Source organism: Rhodococcus sp. CX (assembly GCF_015865005.1).
In the GTDB taxonomy this organism is placed as follows: domain Bacteria; phylum Actinomycetota; class Actinomycetes; order Mycobacteriales; family Mycobacteriaceae; genus Rhodococcus.
Genome location: NZ_JADZGH010000124.1, coordinates 16,737 through 17,556 on the forward strand (window position 1 = coordinate 16,737; position 820 = coordinate 17,556).

General features: G+C 67.2%; 1 protein-coding gene. It reads right to left on the minus strand.

The features are described from left to right. Window positions 1-259: 259 nt before the first annotated feature. Window positions 260-697, minus strand: a complete 438-nt coding sequence (locus tag I0Q12_RS13580; RefSeq protein ID WP_197252421.1) for a nuclear transport factor 2 family protein — start codon at window positions 695-697, stop codon at window positions 260-262. Between the last annotated feature and the right edge of the window lie 123 nt (window positions 698-820).

An 820-nucleotide genomic window follows, 5' to 3' on the forward strand; every position in this document is an offset into this window, starting at 1 on the left:
GTGCTGCGCGCCTGGCTCCGATCCGGAAGGACTCGGGATGACCGCGTCGGGCTGCAGCAGTGACAGGAGTGGTTGGCGGGGCCGAACTCGTGGCCGTCACGTGAAACAGACCGTGCGGGCCGAACCGGAGTGGGTTCGGCCCGCACGGTGAATGGCGAGGCGGCACTGAGCTATCGAGGTGGCGCTTTCGACGGGCGACGTGGCACTTGTCTCCGCCTGTACTGCGGTGGCAACGGATCCCGTCTGAGCGGCGGTGGTCTCACCGGTCGGGGTGCACGGTACGGCGTCGGATCTTCCATCCGTCCGCGGTCATCTCGATCTCGTCCTCCAGCACGGTGATTCGGTGGAGTCGAACCGAATCACCTGCGGGGGTGCCGACGATCTGCAGGTATGCCCGAGAGTGCAGTGCGCCCGGGCCTGCCGGTCGAACCTCCACCGTGCCGAGCACGTGACGCAGGACTTCGCCACGTGCTCGGCAATCGGCATGGAACCGTTCGGCGAACGCGACCAGCTCGTCGGCTCCGCGGGCGGGAGCGGGGTAGCTCGGCGAGAGGAATTCCCCGTCGACGGTGAAGGTGGCAGCCCAATCCTCGGCCCGACCGGAGTCGATGGCGTGACTTTGGCGTCCGTAGAGCTGGTGCACGGCGACGACGTCGTCCGTCGACACCTGGGACGGGCACGGGATCTGGGCGTTCATCCGAATTCTCCTTGTCGGTTTTCCTGCTCGTCGGCTGTGCGGTTCACAGAACGGTCAGCAGCAGCCACGCCAGCGGGGGACCGAGGAGAACCATGGTGCCGGCCCACAGCAGCATCGAGCGCA

Excerpts from the sequence above, each read along its gene's own strand:
- I0Q12_RS13580 (WP_197252421.1), bottom strand. The coding sequence starts at position 697 with ATGAACGCCCAGATCCCGTGCCCGTCCCAGGTGTCGACGGACGACGTC.